Here is a 17535-nt window from a genome sequence, read left to right on the forward strand (position 1 = left end):
TGCAGCGGCTCCGTTGCTTGATTTTCGTTACTTGCCCTTGCCCGGCAAATATTCGTTCGTGAACACATTTTCAATCGGCTCCGCTTCCTTCAGGAGCCCCATGTCAACCAGCTGCGCCTGCAGGCCGGACCAGATGTCCTTGCTCATGTAGCCAACGCCGTTGGTCTCCGCATCGCCGCCGTACACAAGCGGCTCCTGCGCTTTGGCGCCATACGCCATCGCTTCCAGCTTCAGATCCGGGTTTTTCTCCTGCATCACTTTGTTAATCTCTTCGGAATGATCCTTGTAATAGTCCCAGCCTTTAATGGATGCTTCTACGTAGGCTTTTACCGTATCCGGATGCTTCTTCAGGAAATCCTCGGTTGTATAAAGAACGTTGCCGTACTGCTTGTAGCCAAGGTCATAGTTCAAGAAGTAGTCGACGTCGACGCCCTCCTGCTGCATGGAGAAAGGCTCGGAGGTAATATAGATTTGCGTGGCGGCCTTCGGATCCGCTACAAAGTTAGCCAGCGAGCCGGTATACTTCATTTCCGTCACCTTATCGAGACCATAAGCTTTCTTTAAGTACTCCCAGAACACCACGCCGCTGCCGACAAAAATTTTGTTGCCGTTCAGCTCCTTAATGTCCTTGAACTGACCCTTATGAAACATGATGCCCTGCGGATTCTTCTGGAAGGTCGCCGCAATCGCCACAAGCGGAATGCCGTTCTGACGCGCCAGCAGGATTTCGTCCGCCTGCCCCATGCCGAACTCCGCTTTGCCGCCGGCTACGATCTGGGTGGAGGAGATGCCGGGACCGCCGGATTGAATGGTCATGTCGAGACCCGCATCCTTGTAAAAGCCTTTGTCCAGCGCGGCATATTGCCCGCCATGCTCCGGCTCCGCGAACCAGTTGGTCACCTGGCTCACCTTGGTCAGCTCCTTCGAATCCCCGGATGATTTGCTGTCCCCGCAAGCGGACAACGTAAGCGCCGCGGCAAGAAGCACCGTCATTCCACCTAATGTTTTCTTTGTACCCGTCTTTGTCAGCATGTTTCTCTTCCCCCTAAAAAAGAATTGGTTTTTACTTCGAAAGCATCAGCCTATCCTCTTCTTCTCTATATGCGCATCCCTCTGGCAGCGGACAAACACCGGACTTTATGGAAAAATCAAGAGTTAAACGAGTGAGCCGGAGACACTAAGCTCCAGGCCATATCGGCTCAGCATGGAGGCAAACGTCCACTTCGATTTGTTGTACACCCAACGCGATGACGGAAGCTCCTGGAACAGCTCTTCTTCCGAGCAGGCGTCCAGCACAACAAAGCTGGCCGGATTGCCCGGTGCGATTCCGTATTGGGTAAGGCCGGCCAGATTGGCGGGGTTGGTTGTCAGCATGCGAAGCACGGTTACAATATCTTCTTCCTTGGCTAAGTGGGCCGCATAGGCGGTCACCAGGCCAATCTGCAGCAGATCCCCTCTGCCAAACGGATGGAACGGATCCTGAATATTGTCCGAAGCCGCGGCAATGGTAACTCCCGCTTCCTCAAGCTCCCTGACGCGGGTGACGCCGCGCCGCACGTTGCCCCGGTCGCCTCGTCCCTGCAAGTAGAGATTAACGGCGGGCAAGGTAACCGCCGCGATACCCGCATCCGCCATTTTCGCAATCAGCCGTTCCGCTTCGCCATGCTCCATTGCCGACAGAGAGCAGAGATGGCCGGCCGTTGCCCGGCCGCCGTATCCGCCTGCTTTCACGTAATCGCAGTAAATATCGATCGTTTTTGTGTCCGGATTATCCGATTCATCGGTATGAAGGTCAATCGGCTTATCAAACTTCTGAGCCAGCCGGAACGCCCAGCCCACATTGGTCTCGGGATTAGGCGACAGATGCGGCGCCCCTCCTACTCCGTCGATGCCCATGCGGAGCGCCTCGGAAGCAAACTCCGTCAGCTCCCGTTCGTAAGCAGGGTCGTAGAAGAACATCGGGAAGTACTGAATATCAACGATTCCGCCGACCTTCTCCCGGGCCTCCAGCGCCGCTTCAATCGTCCGCATCGCCATCTCGCGGCCAAGATGCACCGGCACGTCGAGATGGCTGCGAAGCACCGCCGAGCCGAAGGAAGCCGAGCTGAGCGCTGCTTTCACAATGCGATCGCGGATCATCTCTCTCGTGAAGGCCGGCGAAGCCGCCCGGTAGTTCTCGATGGCCTCCAGCAGCGTGCCGGACCGGTTGCGCACCCAAGGCAAGGAATACGCCTTGTCGAGATGCATATGCGCATCTACAAAGCCCGGCAGCATCACTTTGCCTTCCAGATCAAGCAGCACCGCTACCCTCAGGTCGTCGAACGACAGCGCATGGATGGGAAGATGCTCCGAGGAGGCGATCATTCCTTCCTGACGTTCAACCGACGTCCAGCGTCCTCCCTGCACTTTAACCGTGTACAGGTCATCGCTTAACTGCAGCGGCAGCTTTACGTTAATGGCTTCCAGAGTTTCTGTACGCAAGAGAACTCACCCCTAACCTTCGGAAGATTTCATCTCGGATTCATGCCAGGAGCTCAGCATCCATTTAGAGAAGGCGTTGACGAGCAGGAAAAACGCAATGCCGAGCAAAGATGCGGATAAGCCGCAGGCGAACAGATAAGCCGTCTGCAGGCGGGAGGACGCAACGGTTATGGCGTAGCCAAGTCCGCCATTGCCTCCGCCGATGCCGGCAATATACTCGCCAACAATCGCGCCGATGACGGCAAGCGTACAAGAGATTTTGAGTCCAGCCACGATATAAGGAAGCGCGGCCGGGATACGGAGCCGGAACATCGTCTGCAGGGGAGAAGCATTGTAAAGATAGAAGAGGTTCTTCATGTTGTGGTCCGTTGAATTCAGGCCGATAAGGGTGTTGGACAGCATTGGGAAAAATCCGATCAGGAAAGCAATAATGATGATGGCGTTCATGCCGGCTCCAAACCAGATGACGATAATGGGGGCGATCGCAACGATCGGAATCGTCTGCATAATGATGGCGTAAGGGTAAATGCTTCGTTCAATCAGCTTGGAGCTGGCGAGCAGAATGGCAAAACCAACGCCCAGAAGAATGCTGAGCAGGAATCCCAGCACCGCCTCGGTAATGGTGGTATACACGGATACCCACAGATTCGAGGCGTTCTCGGAGGCGGCCAGCACAATATCCGAGGGCTTAGGCAGCAGATACGGCTTCAGGCCGGATAATCGGCAGAACAGCTCCCATGCCCCGATGAACAGAATAAAGGCGATAGACGGCGGACCTATTCTTCTCCATACTTTCTTGAGTGACGAGGTACGCAGCTTGGTTGTTGTGCCCGCACTTGTTCCAAACGTTAAATCCGGGCTGGTGATTGTCTCCTCCCGCATCGCTTATCCCTCCTGATTCGAAATACTTTCAACCGGCGTTTGCAGCTTGCCCGGATTTAGCAGTCCGCGGGGGTCGTTGGCACGCTTGGCGTTCACCATCGCATCCCACTCCCCGCGTCCTCCCATCTCCAAAATCCAGGTATGGGGGTCATTAATCCGGACGCCAATGGACCGGAAAAAGGCAATAATCTCATATAGACGTTCATGGGTCGTGTAACGGACAATCGGCAGCGCCGCGGGAACAACAACGCCCGCCGTGCGGATAAATTCGAGATGCATCAGCACCTCGTCGCCGAACTGCTCTTTAATAAGCGTGATCTGGTCAAGGAAGCGCTCCTTATCAAAGCCCGCCTGCAAGTAAGTCAGCGTCGCGTCGGTCTTAAGCGCCCACAACGTCGTATGATTCCATGTAAAATCGGACAGCCCGATTACCTTGCGGTACTGCTCAGGTGGGATGGTGTAGCCGATTCGACCGCCAAACGCGCCGGCCTGCGCCGCAAGCTGTTCTTCGCTGCCATGCTCGGTTTCGAGCAGACAGGCGCTGCAGCCGACTTCGAGTTTTGAAGCGATCGGCTTGAAGAAGGTTGGAATCGGCCATTCGACGGGAGCAACCAGCCGCTTGCGGATGGAATCATCCAGCGCAACCGCGTGAGAGAACCGCGCTGCCGATTCGAAATCGTCAAACTGAACAACCGTCTGCGTCCATTCCACCTTTGCCGCGATCGGGATAACAACCTCGACAAGCACGCCCGTCGTTCCGTAATTATGGATATAAGCGATCAGATCGTCTCCCTTGACGGTCAGCCTGCGCGGCGTTTCTTCCACCGTCAGGATGACTGCCTCCAGCACGTTGCCGTCCCACAGGTTGCCCCAGGTTATCGAGCCGATCCCGCCCGAGCCGCCGCTTACGAAGCCGCCAACCGTTGCTTTCACGTAGGTGCTAGGGTAAATCCGGAGCTCTTTCCCCTCGGAACGGAGAAGCTTCTCGAGTCCGCCAAGCCGAACTCCGGCTTGCACGCGCGCATAAGTATCGGTTACTTCAATGACCTTGTCGAGCTTGCTCAGATCGAGAACAATGCCGCCTTCGAGCGGAACCGCCTGACCGTAGTTGCCGGTACCCGCGCCGCGGGTTGTCACCGGAACCCGGTGCTTCCAAGCGTAAGCGAGCACGCTCGCCGTCTCCTCCACGGAATGCGGGACGGCAATCGCCTCCGCCCTTTTATCCTGAAGCAGCGGGATGAGCACGGGGGAATACCAATAATAGTCTTTGGACAATTTCTCCACCTGGCCGGGGTCCGACAGCAGTCTCTCCTCTCCAACCGCTTCCCGCATTTCAACCATCCAATCCTTTAACATTGCTTTTCCTCCTCTCTAATGCTTAAGAGCCTGCGACACGGAGCGGACAATTTGCCCGAATTCCGGCGTTGTTCGGAATGACTCGTCTCGCGGGAACGGCACCGGTACGTCAATCAGATCGGACACCTTGCCTGGACGCGGGGTCATGACCGCGATGCGGGTCGACAGAAATACAGCTTCAAATACGTTATGGGTAACAAACAGAACGGTCATTTCCGGGTCCTGCCGCCACAGCTCGAGCAGCTCGATCTGCAGCGTCTGGCGCGTAATTTCATCAAGCGCGCCAAAGGGTTCATCCATCAGCAGCAGCTTGGGTCTCGCCACCAAAGCGCGGGCAATCGATGCCCGCATCTTCATCCCGCCGGACAGCTCGCGCGGCATGGAGCGCATATGGTCCTTCAGGCCAACCATCTCCAGCACGCGTTCCGCCTCCTGTTGTCTCTCCTTGCGCGATACTCCGCGAAGCGCCAGCGGCAGCGTCACGTTATCAATGACCGAGTTCCAGGGCAGCAGCGTATGGTCCTGAAAAACAAAAGCCGTATCGGAGCGCTTCCGCGCTTCGCTCGCCGATGCCCCCATAACCTGCAAGGTGCCGCTGCTCGGATTGGACAAGCCGGTTATCATTTTGAAGATCGTCGATTTCCCGCAGCCGGACGGCCCGACGAAACAAAGGAATTCACCCTCATGGATCGTCAGATCAACCTCTTTGACCGCTACCGTCCCGTTCGGATATACCTTGGACAGCCGCTCCATTCTTACCCATTCCTTGGCTCCCGTCATCGTTGTCATGGTAATCCTCCTCCTATCCGTTCTTCAGTGATGCCATTTCAAACGAAGCAATGTGCATGAGTGCCTCCGCCAGAAGCGGTCCTGCAATCTCCAGCATTGCTGCCCCTCTATCAGCCGTAGCTTTGGTTGCGTCTCCCGCCACTCCGCTGCCCGAAATATCGTCCATCACCCAGGCAAAGGACCGCGACCGGAATGAAAAATAGCGGGAATCCGGGAACCTCGGCATCTCGCGGGGCGCAAGCTCCGCGTGAACCCAGCCCGGACATGTCGCCATAACAAGAGACGTCTCCACATCGCCGGCATGAATGCCGCAGGCTTTTTCCGCTTCATCCGTGAAGGAATCGCTGTAGCCGACAGCGCCGGGATCCAGCCGGTAAACCTCAAGTCCCGTCGTTATCCGGATCTCTCTTGCCATCATCCCCAGCAAATCCGCATTGCCGCCATGCGTATTAAAGAGCAGCAGCTTGCGGAAGCCGCTTCGGGCAAGGGATGACGAGATATCCTCCAACACCGCCATTAATGTCTTAGCGGACAGGGTAATGGTGCCCGGATGACCCGCATGCTCGGTGCTTTTTCCATAACTCACCGATGGCAGCAGCCAGATGGACGAATCCCCCGGCAAATGCTCAAAAGCTTTGGCCAGCATCGCTTCGCCAAGCAGCGTATCCGTAAAGACCGGCATGTGCGGACCATGCTGCTCCACCGCGCCGACGGGCAGTACAAGCAGCGCATCGTCTTTGTTCATGGCCGCAATCTCTTTGGTCGTCAATCTTGGCAGGAAACGGCGGTCATAAGCTTCTCCCTGATAACGAAAGAACATGAAACACTCACCTCTTCAATAAAATGTGATGTTAGTATAGCTGACAAAATGACGATGGAAGGAAACGATTTTCATGAGGGGCTAGCAAATTTTCTGAATATTAAGTAAACTAAAGTCACACTTAAGTAACACGAAATAACCTCATATTCACCTTATATCACAGAAATGAAAGTTTGTATACAGAATTTTCACACAATTGAACAAATACATAACATTATAAGTTACATTCAGGGAAGCTATTAGGAGGAGATCCATGATGCTAATCGGAACACGCCGTCACGAAATTATGATACTGCTGGATTCAAAGCCGCAGTTAACGATCCTCGAGCTTGCCGAGCAGTTTAACGTATCCAAGATGACGATTCGCCGCGACCTCGATCTTCTGCAATCGGAGGGTAAAATTCAGCGCTTCCATGGAGGAGCCGTCAAGGTAAAACGGTTCATGGGCGCCAAATACGAGCAACGGGCAAACGAGCATAAAGCGGAGAAATTGGCCATTGCCAAAGAAGCCGTCAAGCATATTCAGGATGGCATGAGCATTATTCTGGATGCAGGAACAACGGTGGCTTCCATGGTGGATGAACTGGAGAGGTTTAAGGGGCTAAAGATCATTACCCGTGATCTGCATACGGCTCTCATGCTGTCCAATGAGGAGAGATTCGGCAGCTTTGACGTGTATTGCTCGGGAGGAAGAATAAGCAAATGGGCATATAGTCTGGACGGCTTCTACGCGGAGAAAATGCTGCAGTCGCTAACCGTCGATGCGGCCTTCCTAACCTGCGAAGCGGTCTCTCTGGCGAAAGGCGCGATGGCTTGGTCCCCGAATCTTGTCGGTGTCCGGCAGACCACCATGGAGGCCGCCGGAAAAACGATTTTGCTGGCCGACTCCACCAAGTTCAGCTACAATTCGCTTGCGATTTTTGCGTCCCTTGACGAATTTGACGAGATCATTACCGACAGTCGCCTGGATGAGTATGAAGCGGCGTCGTACCGCAAATCCGGCCTGACGTTAACGATAGCATCCGCCACTGCAAGGTGATAAAACAAAAAAAAGCCTCCGCGGACAAGGTCTGCGGAGGCTCCGTATGAATAGCGTCATGCTTCGGGGTCAACCGGTATCATAATCGTAAACTCGGGGTCTTTGGCGTAGGGATCCTGCGCCACCCGGTACCGCTCAAAATGAGTGACATCGCCTTTATGTAACGGATAACCCTTCTTCTCAATCCAGGCGAAAATATTCGTATAAGAGGAGTCGATATTGTCTCCCTTCTTGTGCTCGGTCTTGGCGTAAGTCAGAGCCGGAACGGTCACGCTTGTCATTCCTTCAGGGATATCCTCCACCTGTTCGACTTCAAGAGCCGCATAATGAATAAAGCTGTCGCCTTCATGATGGTACGATAAGCCGAGTAAAGTCTCCGGATCAACAACATGCCTGATTTCCGCTAACCTTCGAATCACTTCCGTCTGAACGGCACGGATGCCCCCCTCTCCCGCTTCCGCAAACGTTCCTTCCCACCTGATCCCAACCGCCAGGAAAGAGGGTTTGCTAACTAGGACGGCTTCAAAGACCTGATCCATTCCATCAACCTCCAAAGTAGAGTTCACTCTCTTATTTTACAAGAAATGGATTGTAAAATCCTGCAAAACAGCAAAAAAAAGGCCTCTCAGCGGGGCTGAATGGCCATATTTTCACACTAGTTCTATACGGTAATATCACCTATGTAATAAGCATAAATCCGTTCAATCGGCTTGAAATACAGATGCCCGTCTTCCCACGGTTGGAAATGCAGATCCATTCTAGAGTCGTTCCAGTTCTCCGGCGTGCCCTTTGTCTGGAGACGGCCCAAGACAACAGGCTCCTCCGTTACATTCGGGAATTCCTGATAGCCGAACAGGAGATTCTCGTGGATTCCGATAATTTCATACTTGGGACCAAAGAAAGCTCGCTCCTCCTGAAGCTGATAATGGTAATACACGTAGCTTCCGATCATTTCCGGCTTCAGGTGGGCAATGCGACCCACTCTTTTCTCCACCGGATGCTTGCGAAGCCAATGCTCTTGATCCACAGGTTCGTTGAAGTGAAACACATCCATCATCCGAATCCATTTGCGGGGCTCAACCTGGCCCGGCCAATCCTTCAAGTACGGCTCGGCCGCCCCGGCAACTTCCTCGGGAGCCAGCTTGCCGTCCAGACACTCATAGTAGAGAAAGAGATTATGATTCCAATAAAAAGCCGCCGCCGTCATCAAACGTCCCCGCTTCACGAGGCGGATAACCTGCTCATCTTGCTGCAAAGCCGCTATGCCTTCCTCTTGAAGCCCGTCCTGCCACGCTGCCCTGAACATTAATCTTTCGATCATATCGCCAGCTCCATTCTCCCTTTAAGTGAAATGCCGATGCTTCGGCAGCCACCGAACCGCGGCATCAACCGCTGCCTTCATTTCAAACAGCCTGCAATAAGCCTGGCCTACCTTGCCGCTCTGAACTCCAACGCCGAATTGTTCGCCAAACTCTTCAAAATCACCCGAGTCATACGCATAGTCCGTGAACCACTGCCAGGAACGTTCCCCATCGACCAGCATGGCGGTTCCCATCTTTTTCGTAGGCATGCGGTCAATCCTTGTCTCGGCAAGATGCAGGCTTGTACAGGAGTCGAAGCCTACGCCGAGGAGCAGCACCTTTGCTCCTGCCGCATACAGCTTGCCAAGCGGGGAAGCTTCCCCAAACTGCGGCGTTAACGGATGACCGGATACCATATATTCGGCATACTTGCCGTTCGCGCAAAAGGATACCTGCGGATGCTCTGACCTTACCGTACCCGGATAGGTCCGGAACAACTCCGCAATACGCCCCATCCCCCGCGTTGGCGTTATGGCCGGATCAAAGGCCGGCATTTCGTTGTAAATTATCTCTAACCATTCCTGCGGCACAGGGGGATTGCCCCATTCGGCGGGATCGCTCCAGTCTCCGCACTGCGCCGGCATGACCAGCGTACCCTCGGCTCCAACAGCTTGCAGAAGCGCCTGCACAACCGCCTGCGGACCGCCGCATACCCAGCCTAAACTGGACATGGAGGAATGAACAAGAAGATGGTCACCCTCCTGTATGCCAAGCATACGCAGATCTTTCACCATGCTGCTTACCGTTACCGGCATCCGCGTTTGTTTGATTATGTCGTGTTCGCTCATTGGCTTGTAACACCCCCAAATATTTCATCCCTGTACAAATTGACCTGCTCGATCATGTGCCCATATCCCTGCATGATGGTGCATCCTCCTTCAGTAATAGTGGCGAGAAAACCTCTATGGTACAATAAATCTATCAATCCTAGTCCAATAGAATAGGCGGCGGCATGACATGTCCATTACCTATAAAATGTATACGATGTGTATGGTTCAAGATAAGGATAAGGTACTTTTAATCAATAGGCCAGACAAAAAGGGTTTTCCCGGCTATATCGCCCCGGGCGGCAAAGTGGACTTCCCGGAGAGCCTCGTGAATGGCGCCATTCGCGAAGTGCGGGAAGAGACCGGGTTGATCATAAAAGACATTATCTATAAAGGCCTCGAGGAATTTTGCGATCCCGCCACGAACCTGAGATACATGGTCTTCAACTACCTGGCGACTTCGTTTGAAGGAACGCTGCTCGAGAACCCGCCGGAAGGCGAGCTGCTATGGGTGAACAAGGATGACGCCCTAAAGCTTCCGATGCAAAGCTGGTTTGCGCGCCGGTTCCCGCTTTTCTTCCAGGAGGGGACATTTGAACTGAGCTACGTGTGGGATGAGAAGACAAGAGAAACGTTGGATCAAACCGAGCGCTTTTATTCCCTCGCCCCTCTGCAGCAGCATTAACCCGTAGGTTTTTAAATTCGCACTTGAATAAAAATAGCAGCATAAGCTATACTAGTAAAAATTCAAACGAAATTATGCCGATGAAGAGAATCCAACTCGGAGGCGTTCTCGTCAAGGGGAATTACCGTTCTCCCTAAGTTAACCGGACCCGCCCGTTACCGCGGAACTAAGTGGATTAAACTTCCTGTTTAATCAATTTGGGTGGCACCGCGAGAATACAAGCGCTCTTCGTCCCAATCGGACGATTAGAGCGCTTTTTTGTATTCTTATTGAAGAGGAGCGAGTTGCCATGCTAGACATCAAGTGGATTAGAAACAACCGGGAAGAGGTTCAAACGGTCGCTGACCGGAAAGGGATCGCAATCTCCATTTCGCAGCTTGTGGAAGTGGATGACGAGCGGCGCAGACTTCAGCAGGAGATTGAGGAGCTTCGCCAGGAACGGAATCAGACCATTCAGGAGATTAACCTCTCCATCTATAGCAGCGACGAAAAGGATGTGGAGCAGAAGAAGCTTCGCATGAAGGAGATTAACCAACGCATAGCCAGCCTGGAAAAAGACCATAAAGCCGTTCAAGCCGGGTACGCGGACCTTATGCAGGTTGTTCCGAACATCGTATCGCCAGATACGCCGATCGGCCAGTCGGATCAAGATAATGTCGAGGTAAGAAGGGTTGGCGAGCCACCGGGCTTTGCCTTTGAAATCAAGGATCATGTAAAGCTCGGCGAGCTTCACCAAATGATCGACATCCCCCGCGGGGTCAAAACGGCCGGAAGCCGCAACTACTATTTGACCGGAGCCGGAGCTGCCTTGCACCGTGCCGTACAGCAGCTTGCGCTCGATTTGCTTACGGCGAGAGGCTTCACCTTGCTCGAGGTACCGCTGATGGTCCGCAAGGAAGCACTATTTAATACCGGTTTCTTTCCGCTTGGGGAGGATCAGACCTACCGGATTGATGGCGGCGACAAATATCTCGTTGGCACATCGGAGGTTCCTCTCATCTCGTTCTACGATAACGAAATCGTTGATGTGAGCGAGCCGATCCGACTGGCAGCCGCCTCGACCTGCTTCCGCAGCGAGGTTGGCTCTGCGGGCAAGGATGTGCATGGCTTATACCGGGTTCATCAGTTCTCGAAGGTCGAGCAGGTCATTATTTGCGAAGACAGCGTAGAGGCATCGGAGCAGATGCTGCAAGAAATTACGCAAAATGCGGAGGATCTCCTGCAGCAGCTTGAGCTTCCTTATCGCGTCATGGCGGTATGCACGGGAGATATGTCGCAAAAAACCTATAAGCAATTCGATATCGAGACATGGATGCCAAGCCGCCAAGCTTACGGCGAAACTCATTCGTCGTCGAATCTGCTCGACTTTCAGGCACGCCGCTCGAACATTCGGTACCGGGATGCCCAAGGCAAGCTACGGTTCTGCCACACCCTTAATAATACGGCCGTCGCATCGCCGCGCATTCTCATTCCCCTGCTGGAGAATCATCAGGAGGAGGACGGTTCGATCCGTATTCCGGAGGCCTTGCGCAAGTATATGAACGGGATAGAGCGGCTGCAGCTGTGAGGATGGTCTAGCAGGCTGCAGGCTAGCTCGGGTACGTTGCACAAAATACAGTATATTTACCCAGATTGGGCAGCGCCAGTGAAAGACGTTGTACAGAATGCATTATATTTCGTCAATTTGCATCCTATGAGGCCCATTTTCTCCAATATCCTGCACTCCGTGCAGGATATTTCCTTTTACCAAACTAATTCGCCCCATTATGCTGCACTTTGTACAACGAACGTTGGGGAATTACTGCACTTCATGTAACTAGTCAGCCAACGTTCGCGGAGGATAACCGTTGACGATAACGCAGGCGGCGTGCTGCCGCACAAGCGCAAATAGACCATACTTTCCCGCCAGGCAGGAGGTATGGTCTTTTCCCATGAGATTACAAATTAAAATGCACAAAAAAGGTTGTGCCTTGCTCGCTTGTCTGCACCTTGATGACGGCGTCATGCCGGGCGGCAATGCCGTAGCAGACGGATAAGCCAAGGCCGGTGCCGCTCGCCTTGGTGCTAAAGAACGGCGTTCCCAGCTTCGCCAGGAACTCTTCCTTTATGCCGCTGCCTTGGTCTCTTACCTCCATAACCACCTGTTTACTGTCGGCATAAGTCCTGATTTTCATTTGACCGCCCGAGGGCATTGCATCCAGTCCGTTCAGCACGAGATTAAGCACCAGCTGGCGGATTTCCTTCTCATCGAGTTGAATCGGCGGGCATTCTCCCAGGTCGAGGGCAATATCATGATTGCCGGTCATCGCTTTCGATTGAATGAGCGGGAATAACGTTTCGATGACCGCATTGATATGCTTCAACTTGCGGCTGGTTGGAGCCTGTGCGCCAACCGCCAAGAACTCCGTAACAATATTATGTACCCGGTCAAGCTCCTCAATCATGATGTCGGTATATTCCTTCGTTGGATTGTTCTTCGACAGCTGGAGGAATCCCCTTACGGTCGTCATCGGATTACGGATTTCGTGGACGATACCCGCAGCCATCTCTCCTGTAATATTAAGCCGGTCCAGCCGGGTAATCTCCTTTTCCAGAAACACGCGATCTGAAATATCCGTCACCACGCTAAGCAGGCAATCCTCTCCATGCACCTGCATTACTTCGCTGGACAACAGCCCATGCCGCAGTTCCCCTGTCTTGGTCATATAACGGATCCGGACATTACGCGCCGGCTGCCATGGATTATGACGTTCTGCCCCCTTGTCGTCTACGTCTACAATATATTGCAGCAAATCTGCCGTTTGATTGAACACTTCATTCCCTTCATAGCCCATCGTTTGCAGCAGGCTTTCATTCACGTTGATATAACGCTTGTCCTTTAACGATCTTAAGGCAATCAGACATGGCGTCGTGTCAAAAATTTTGCGGAACCTTTCCTCTTCCATCATCTTTCGGTCGGTAACATCGCGGATCGAGCAGACATAGAGCTGGTGCCCCACAATACTTGCTCTTCCAATCTGAACGTCTACGGGGAATGGGATGTCCTCTTTGCGCAAAGCCGTTGTTTCGATCAGCCTTGCACCTTGACTCATCTCGGCATGAAGGAAAGAAGACAACGCCGGAACGATATCGTCGATCGAACGGCCTGCCAGCTTGTCCGGAGAGTAGCCAAACATTCGGGCTGCCGTGGCATTAAGCGTTTGCATGATACCCGCTTCGTCAACGGTTACAATCGTGTCATTCGAGGTCTCGCCTATGACCTTCAACAGTTCATTCTGCAGCTTAATGTGCTCCTGATATTGGTACAGCTGAACGAAGGCTTCTATTTTCATTTTCAACGTTTCGGCATGGAACGGCTTGAAGATATAGTCGATCGCGCCAACCGAATAGCCATGCTTAACATGCTCGGCTGCCTGACTGATTGCCGTAATGAAAATAATGGGGACATGCTTCGAGCGCTCTCTCATCTTGATGAGGCTTGCCGTTTCAAACCCGTTCATCCCCGGCATCTGCACATCAAGCAAAATAACGGCAAAGTCGGTCGTCAACACATGACGGAGCGCCTCCTCGCCCGAATGAGCGGAGAACAGCCGGTAATCGGGTGAAGCCAGAATGGCTTCCAGCGCAATGAGATTCTCCGGACGGTCATCGACCATCAGAATATTCACCTTGGATACGGCGCTATTTAACTTTGCGGTAAAGCTTCTCATTGGGCTCCATCTCCTTGTAAAAGTCTATAAAGCTGGTAAAGGTCATGCTCTCCTTATGCCCCAGGCCAAGAAATCCGGAAGGGGACAAGCTCTGGTAGAACAATTCATGCACGCGGTTCTGCAAATAGGAGTTAAAGTAGATCATGACATTACGGCAAATGATAACGTGGAACTCGTTAAAGGACTCGTCAACCGCCAGATTATGCTGGGCGAACGTTATTTTTTCTCCCAGAAAAGGACGAAATTTCGCGCGATCGCTCGTAACCGCTATATATTCCTTAATCGATTTCTTGCCGCCTGACTGCACGTAATTATGGGTATAAGCAGCCAAGCGGTCAAGCGGAAAGGATTCCAGCTTGGCCTCCTCAATAACCGCTTCGTTCATATCGGTCGCATAAATTCTTGTCCTCTCGAGCAATCCTTCTTCATACAGCAGAATGGCCATGGAATATGCCTCTTCCCCCGTTGAGCAGCCGGCATGCCAGATGCGAATGCGGGGGTAATCTCTCAACTGGGGCACGACTTTGTCCCTGAACGTCTTAAAGAAGCTCGGGTCGCGGAACAGCTCGGTCACGTTGATAGAAAAATCGTTAGCCAGCCGCATAAACGCCTGACGGTCATGCAGCACCTTCTCCTGCAGGCCGGAAATGGTCCTCAGACGTTCCGTCCGAACCCGATTCCATACTCTGCGGCGGATCGTCGGAAGCACATAATTTCGGAAATCTACGCCGTAATACCGGTAGAGCGCCTCCAGCAGAAGTTCAATTTCGAGCTGTTCCCGCTCATCCATCGGTTCTTTCTCATTCGTACACATGTGCTTTACCACCTATCTGCTCAGCCAAGAATGGATGCGGGCAAACAGCTGCTCCAGCTTGACAGGCTTGCTCATATAATCGGATGCGCCGGCTTCGAGGCATTTGTCCTTATCGTCCTTCATCGCTTTGGCCGTTAAGGCAATAATCGGAAGAGCGCCAAAGCCCGGCATTTGCCGCAGCGTGCGCATAGTCTCGTAGCCGTCCATTTCAGGCAGCATAATATCCATCAGGATAAGATCCACGTCCGGATGTTCCTTCAACACTTTTAAGCACGAAAGTCCGTTCTCGGCAAAAAGCACTTCTACCTGCTTGCTCTCAAGGGCAATGGTAGTGGCATAGATATTGCGCATATCGTCGTCGACGATTAATATTTTTTTGCCCACCCAGACGGCATCGTCCAGATCGGCGTCATCGACTTCCAGCCCCGCAATAACCTCCGGCTCCGCAACAGCCGCTGCCGATTCTTGCCGCACGGCCGAAGGAATGCCGCTCAAAGCGGCCTCGTCACACGGCAGAGTAAGGGTAAATACGCTTCCTTTGCCCGGCACGCTGGTTACGCTAATCGTTCCGCCCAGCAGCTGCGCCATATTGATGCTGATTGAAAGACCAAGACCTGTACCGCCGTATTTCCGGTTGGTCGTTCCGTCCGCTTGCTGGAACGCCTGGAAGATCAGCTCCTGCTTCTCCTTAGGAATGCCGATGCCGGTATCTATAATGGAGAATGCAATACCGCTTTCCAACTTCCTTCCCGCCGGCGCACGGTGAATATGCAGCTTCACTTCGCCGCGTTCGGTAAATTTGAAGGCGTTGGAGAGCAAATTTTTAATGATTTGCAGCACACGCTGCTCATCGGTGTAAAGAGCCTGCGGCAGATCGGCATCCACAACCGCCGCAAATTCGAGCCCCTTCTGACGAGCGACCGGCAGGAACTGCTGCTCGGCAAACTCGCTGATCTCACGGAGACAAACGTTGCCGTGGACGAGATCGATCTTGCCCGCCTCCACCTTGGCCAGATCCAGAATATCGTTAATCAGCTGCAGCAGATCATTGCCGGACTGATGAATCGTGTGAGCGTACTTCACCTGATGATCGTTCAGGTTGCCCTCGGTATTGGTGGCCAGAATGTTGGACAAGATTAGCAGACTGTTCAGCGGTGTCCGAAGCTCGTGAGACATATTGGCCAGAAACTCGGATTTGTATTGGGAGCTGAGCGACAGCTGCCTTGCCTTCTCCTCGAGCTGGGTCTTCGTCTTCTCCAGCTCTCTTGTCTTCTGCTCGGAGTTCTTGTTCTGCTCCTCCAGCTTCTCATTAATGCCTCTCAGCTCTTCCGACTGGGTCTGCAGCTCTTCCGTCAGCACCTGCGACTCCGCGAGCAGCTGCTCAACCTGCATCCGCCCCAGCAGACTGCTTAACACGCTTCCGAGATGAGTGGACGCTTGCTGCAGCAACGATTGCTGAATCGGGGTAAAGGCGCCAAACGACGCCAATTCCATGACGGCAATGACTTGGCCTTCGAACTGGATCGGCATAATGAGCAGGCTTGCGGGAGAAGCTTTCCCTAGTCCGGATGAGATTTGTATATAGTTGTCAGGCACATTGGTCAGCAGAATGGTGCGGCTTTCTTGAGCCGCTTGTCCGACAAGCCCTTCCCCATTTCTAAAGGAATCCACACCGATGGCCGACGGCTGTTGATACGCGTACGATGCAAGTTTATTAAGCTGATGAGACCTGCCTGAGCCGTCTTTCAAGTAAAAGACGCCATAGCTGGCTTCCACTAGTGGAGCAATGGTCGTAATAAATAGCTGAGCCAGTGACTCCGGATTATTTGCACCTTGGAACCTTTTCGCCATTTCGGCAACATTGGTCTCCAGCCAGCGCTGCTCCTGCTCCAGAATGGAATATTTGTTTAGCGTAATTGCCATTTCATTAAAGGATCGGGCTATATCTCCGATCTCGTCTTGGGAACGAACTTCAATATGCGGGATATTCGAGGATGTTTTGGAATCATGATTAAAGCCGGTAATAACGCTCGTAATTTTGAAGAGATTGCTCGTGATGCGGTGTGATAGCAGGAGTCCGATAAGCAGGGTAAGCAGAAAGGTAATAACCGTAAGAATTGCCGTCAGGGAATTAACGAAGTCGACCATCGAAGCGTTATTCGCCCGGTCTTCTTCCAGCAGCTGCTGCTGGTATCCAACAAACTTCTTGGAGAGAGGCCCTAACTGTTCGCCTAAAGGGAGTACGGTTGTTTTGAAATAAGCTAATGCGGCCGCTTGATCATGGTTCTTCTCTAGGTTAGCCAGCAGCTGTTCGGTGCTTCTGATGAAAGAAGCATCGGTATTGGCCAGTTCCTGAAAGGATTCCTTAACCTCCGGTTTGATAATCAAGTCTTCGACTTCGTTAACAAGTCCGGATATCGCGGTGTTCGAGGCCCGCAGCTCCTCCATAAAATCAGGATCCTGCGTCAGCAAATAGCCTCTTAAGCTATTGGTCTGCTGCACGGCCAAATACTGAATCTCCGTGGCCTTATTAAGGACGGCTACCCTCTGGTCTATGAGATTATCGAAGGAATGATTCAGTTTGTCGTTGTAAATGTATGCGGTTATATTCACCGCAGCCACGAAGAAAGCAACGGATAAGAAGCTGATAAGCAGCTTGCTTCGAATCGTAAACCTCATGCTTGCACCTCACCTTTTATTTCCTATATCTTACTACCCTTGCAAAGAAGTGAATATAGCAAAAATTAGAAGTAAACATGCAAAATTAAATTGTCACAAAACAGACACATTTAAGCAAGGTGTTTCGACATACATCCAGTGACCCCCTGCTC

General features: G+C 52.7%; 15 protein-coding genes. 3 read left to right on the forward strand and 12 right to left on the reverse strand.

Going from position 1 to position 17535, the window contains the following annotated elements:
* Window positions 1-27: 27 nt before the first annotated feature.
* The 6 genes from WFK81_RS17380 to WFK81_RS17405 form a co-directional block, all read right to left on the reverse strand.
* Window positions 28-1032: an ABC transporter substrate-binding protein gene (locus WFK81_RS17380; protein WP_336787658.1), complete on the reverse strand. Its 1005-nt coding sequence runs from the start codon at window positions 1030-1032 to the stop codon at window positions 28-30.
* 123 nt (window positions 1033-1155) lie between these two features.
* Entirely contained in the window at window positions 1156-2481 is a 1326-nt protein-coding gene (locus WFK81_RS17385) for an amidohydrolase family protein (protein ID WP_336787659.1), read from the reverse strand.
* A 12-nt stretch (window positions 2482-2493) separates the two neighbouring features.
* Window positions 2494-3363 carry an ABC transporter permease gene (locus tag WFK81_RS17390; protein ID WP_336787660.1) on the reverse strand — a complete coding sequence of 290 codons (870 nt, stop codon included), beginning with the start codon at window positions 3361-3363 and terminating at the stop codon, window positions 2494-2496.
* Window positions 3364-3366: 3 nt separating this feature from the next.
* Window positions 3367-4719: an FAD-binding oxidoreductase gene (locus WFK81_RS17395; protein WP_336787661.1), complete on the reverse strand. Its 1353-nt coding sequence runs from the start codon at window positions 4717-4719 to the stop codon at window positions 3367-3369.
* Between the two features lie 15 nt (window positions 4720-4734).
* Window positions 4735-5508 carry an ABC transporter ATP-binding protein gene (locus WFK81_RS17400; RefSeq protein WP_336787662.1) on the reverse strand — a complete coding sequence of 258 codons (774 nt, stop codon included), beginning with the start codon at window positions 5506-5508 and terminating at the stop codon, window positions 4735-4737.
* Window positions 5509-5521: 13 nt separating this feature from the next.
* Window positions 5522-6328, reverse strand: a complete 807-nt coding sequence (locus WFK81_RS17405; RefSeq protein ID WP_336787663.1) for a creatininase family protein — start codon at window positions 6326-6328, stop codon at window positions 5522-5524.
* 256 nt (window positions 6329-6584) lie between these two features.
* Here WFK81_RS17405 and WFK81_RS17410 point away from each other — a divergent pair, with 256 nt between their 5' ends.
* Window positions 6585-7367, forward strand: coding sequence for a DeoR/GlpR family DNA-binding transcription regulator (locus WFK81_RS17410; protein WP_336787664.1), 783 nt, complete (start codon window positions 6585-6587; stop codon window positions 7365-7367).
* A 56-nt stretch (window positions 7368-7423) separates the two neighbouring features.
* Here the strand turns inward: WFK81_RS17410 and WFK81_RS17415 are convergent, their stop codons facing one another.
* The 3 genes from WFK81_RS17415 to WFK81_RS17425 form a co-directional block, all read right to left on the reverse strand.
* Window positions 7424-7906: a GyrI-like domain-containing protein gene (locus WFK81_RS17415; RefSeq protein ID WP_336787665.1), complete on the reverse strand. Its 483-nt coding sequence runs from the start codon at window positions 7904-7906 to the stop codon at window positions 7424-7426.
* A gap of 122 nt (window positions 7907-8028) precedes the next feature.
* Window positions 8029-8688, reverse strand: coding sequence for a hypothetical protein (locus WFK81_RS17420; RefSeq protein ID WP_336787666.1), 660 nt, complete (start codon window positions 8686-8688; stop codon window positions 8029-8031).
* Window positions 8689-8709: 21 nt separating this feature from the next.
* The gene (locus tag WFK81_RS17425; protein WP_336787667.1) at window positions 8710-9516 is read right to left on the reverse strand and encodes an aminoglycoside N(3)-acetyltransferase; all 807 of its coding nucleotides are present in this window, start codon (window positions 9514-9516) and stop codon (window positions 8710-8712) included.
* A gap of 169 nt (window positions 9517-9685) precedes the next feature.
* Between WFK81_RS17425 and WFK81_RS17430 the strand changes: the two genes are divergently transcribed.
* Both WFK81_RS17430 and serS read left to right on the forward strand, forming a co-directional pair.
* Complete coding sequence (locus WFK81_RS17430) at window positions 9686-10180, forward strand: 8-oxo-dGTP diphosphatase (RefSeq protein WP_336787668.1); 495 nt, start codon at window positions 9686-9688, stop codon at window positions 10178-10180.
* Between the two features lie 289 nt (window positions 10181-10469).
* Window positions 10470-11747, forward strand: coding sequence for a serine--tRNA ligase (gene serS, locus WFK81_RS17435; protein WP_336787669.1), 1278 nt, complete (start codon window positions 10470-10472; stop codon window positions 11745-11747).
* Between the two features lie 370 nt (window positions 11748-12117).
* Here serS and WFK81_RS17440 read toward each other — a convergent pair whose 3' ends face one another.
* Genes WFK81_RS17440 through WFK81_RS17450 form a run of 3 tightly spaced genes read right to left on the reverse strand, consistent with a single transcriptional unit; the run spans window position 12118 to window position 17383 of the window.
* Window positions 12118-13890: a response regulator gene (locus tag WFK81_RS17440; RefSeq protein WP_336787670.1), complete on the reverse strand. Its 1773-nt coding sequence runs from the start codon at window positions 13888-13890 to the stop codon at window positions 12118-12120.
* Window positions 13862-14704 carry a CheR family methyltransferase gene (locus WFK81_RS17445; protein ID WP_336787671.1) on the reverse strand — a complete coding sequence of 281 codons (843 nt, stop codon included), beginning with the start codon at window positions 14702-14704 and terminating at the stop codon, window positions 13862-13864. The genes WFK81_RS17440 and WFK81_RS17445 overlap by 29 nt, the downstream gene beginning before the upstream one ends.
* Window positions 14705-14716: 12 nt before the next feature.
* Window positions 14717-17383 carry an ATP-binding protein gene (locus WFK81_RS17450; protein ID WP_336787672.1) on the reverse strand — a complete coding sequence of 889 codons (2667 nt, stop codon included), beginning with the start codon at window positions 17381-17383 and terminating at the stop codon, window positions 14717-14719.
* Window positions 17384-17535 lie beyond the last annotated feature (152 nt).

Source organism: Paenibacillus sp. MMO-177, assembly GCF_037147795.1.
Classification (GTDB): Bacteria; Bacillota; Bacilli; order Paenibacillales; family Paenibacillaceae; genus Pristimantibacillus.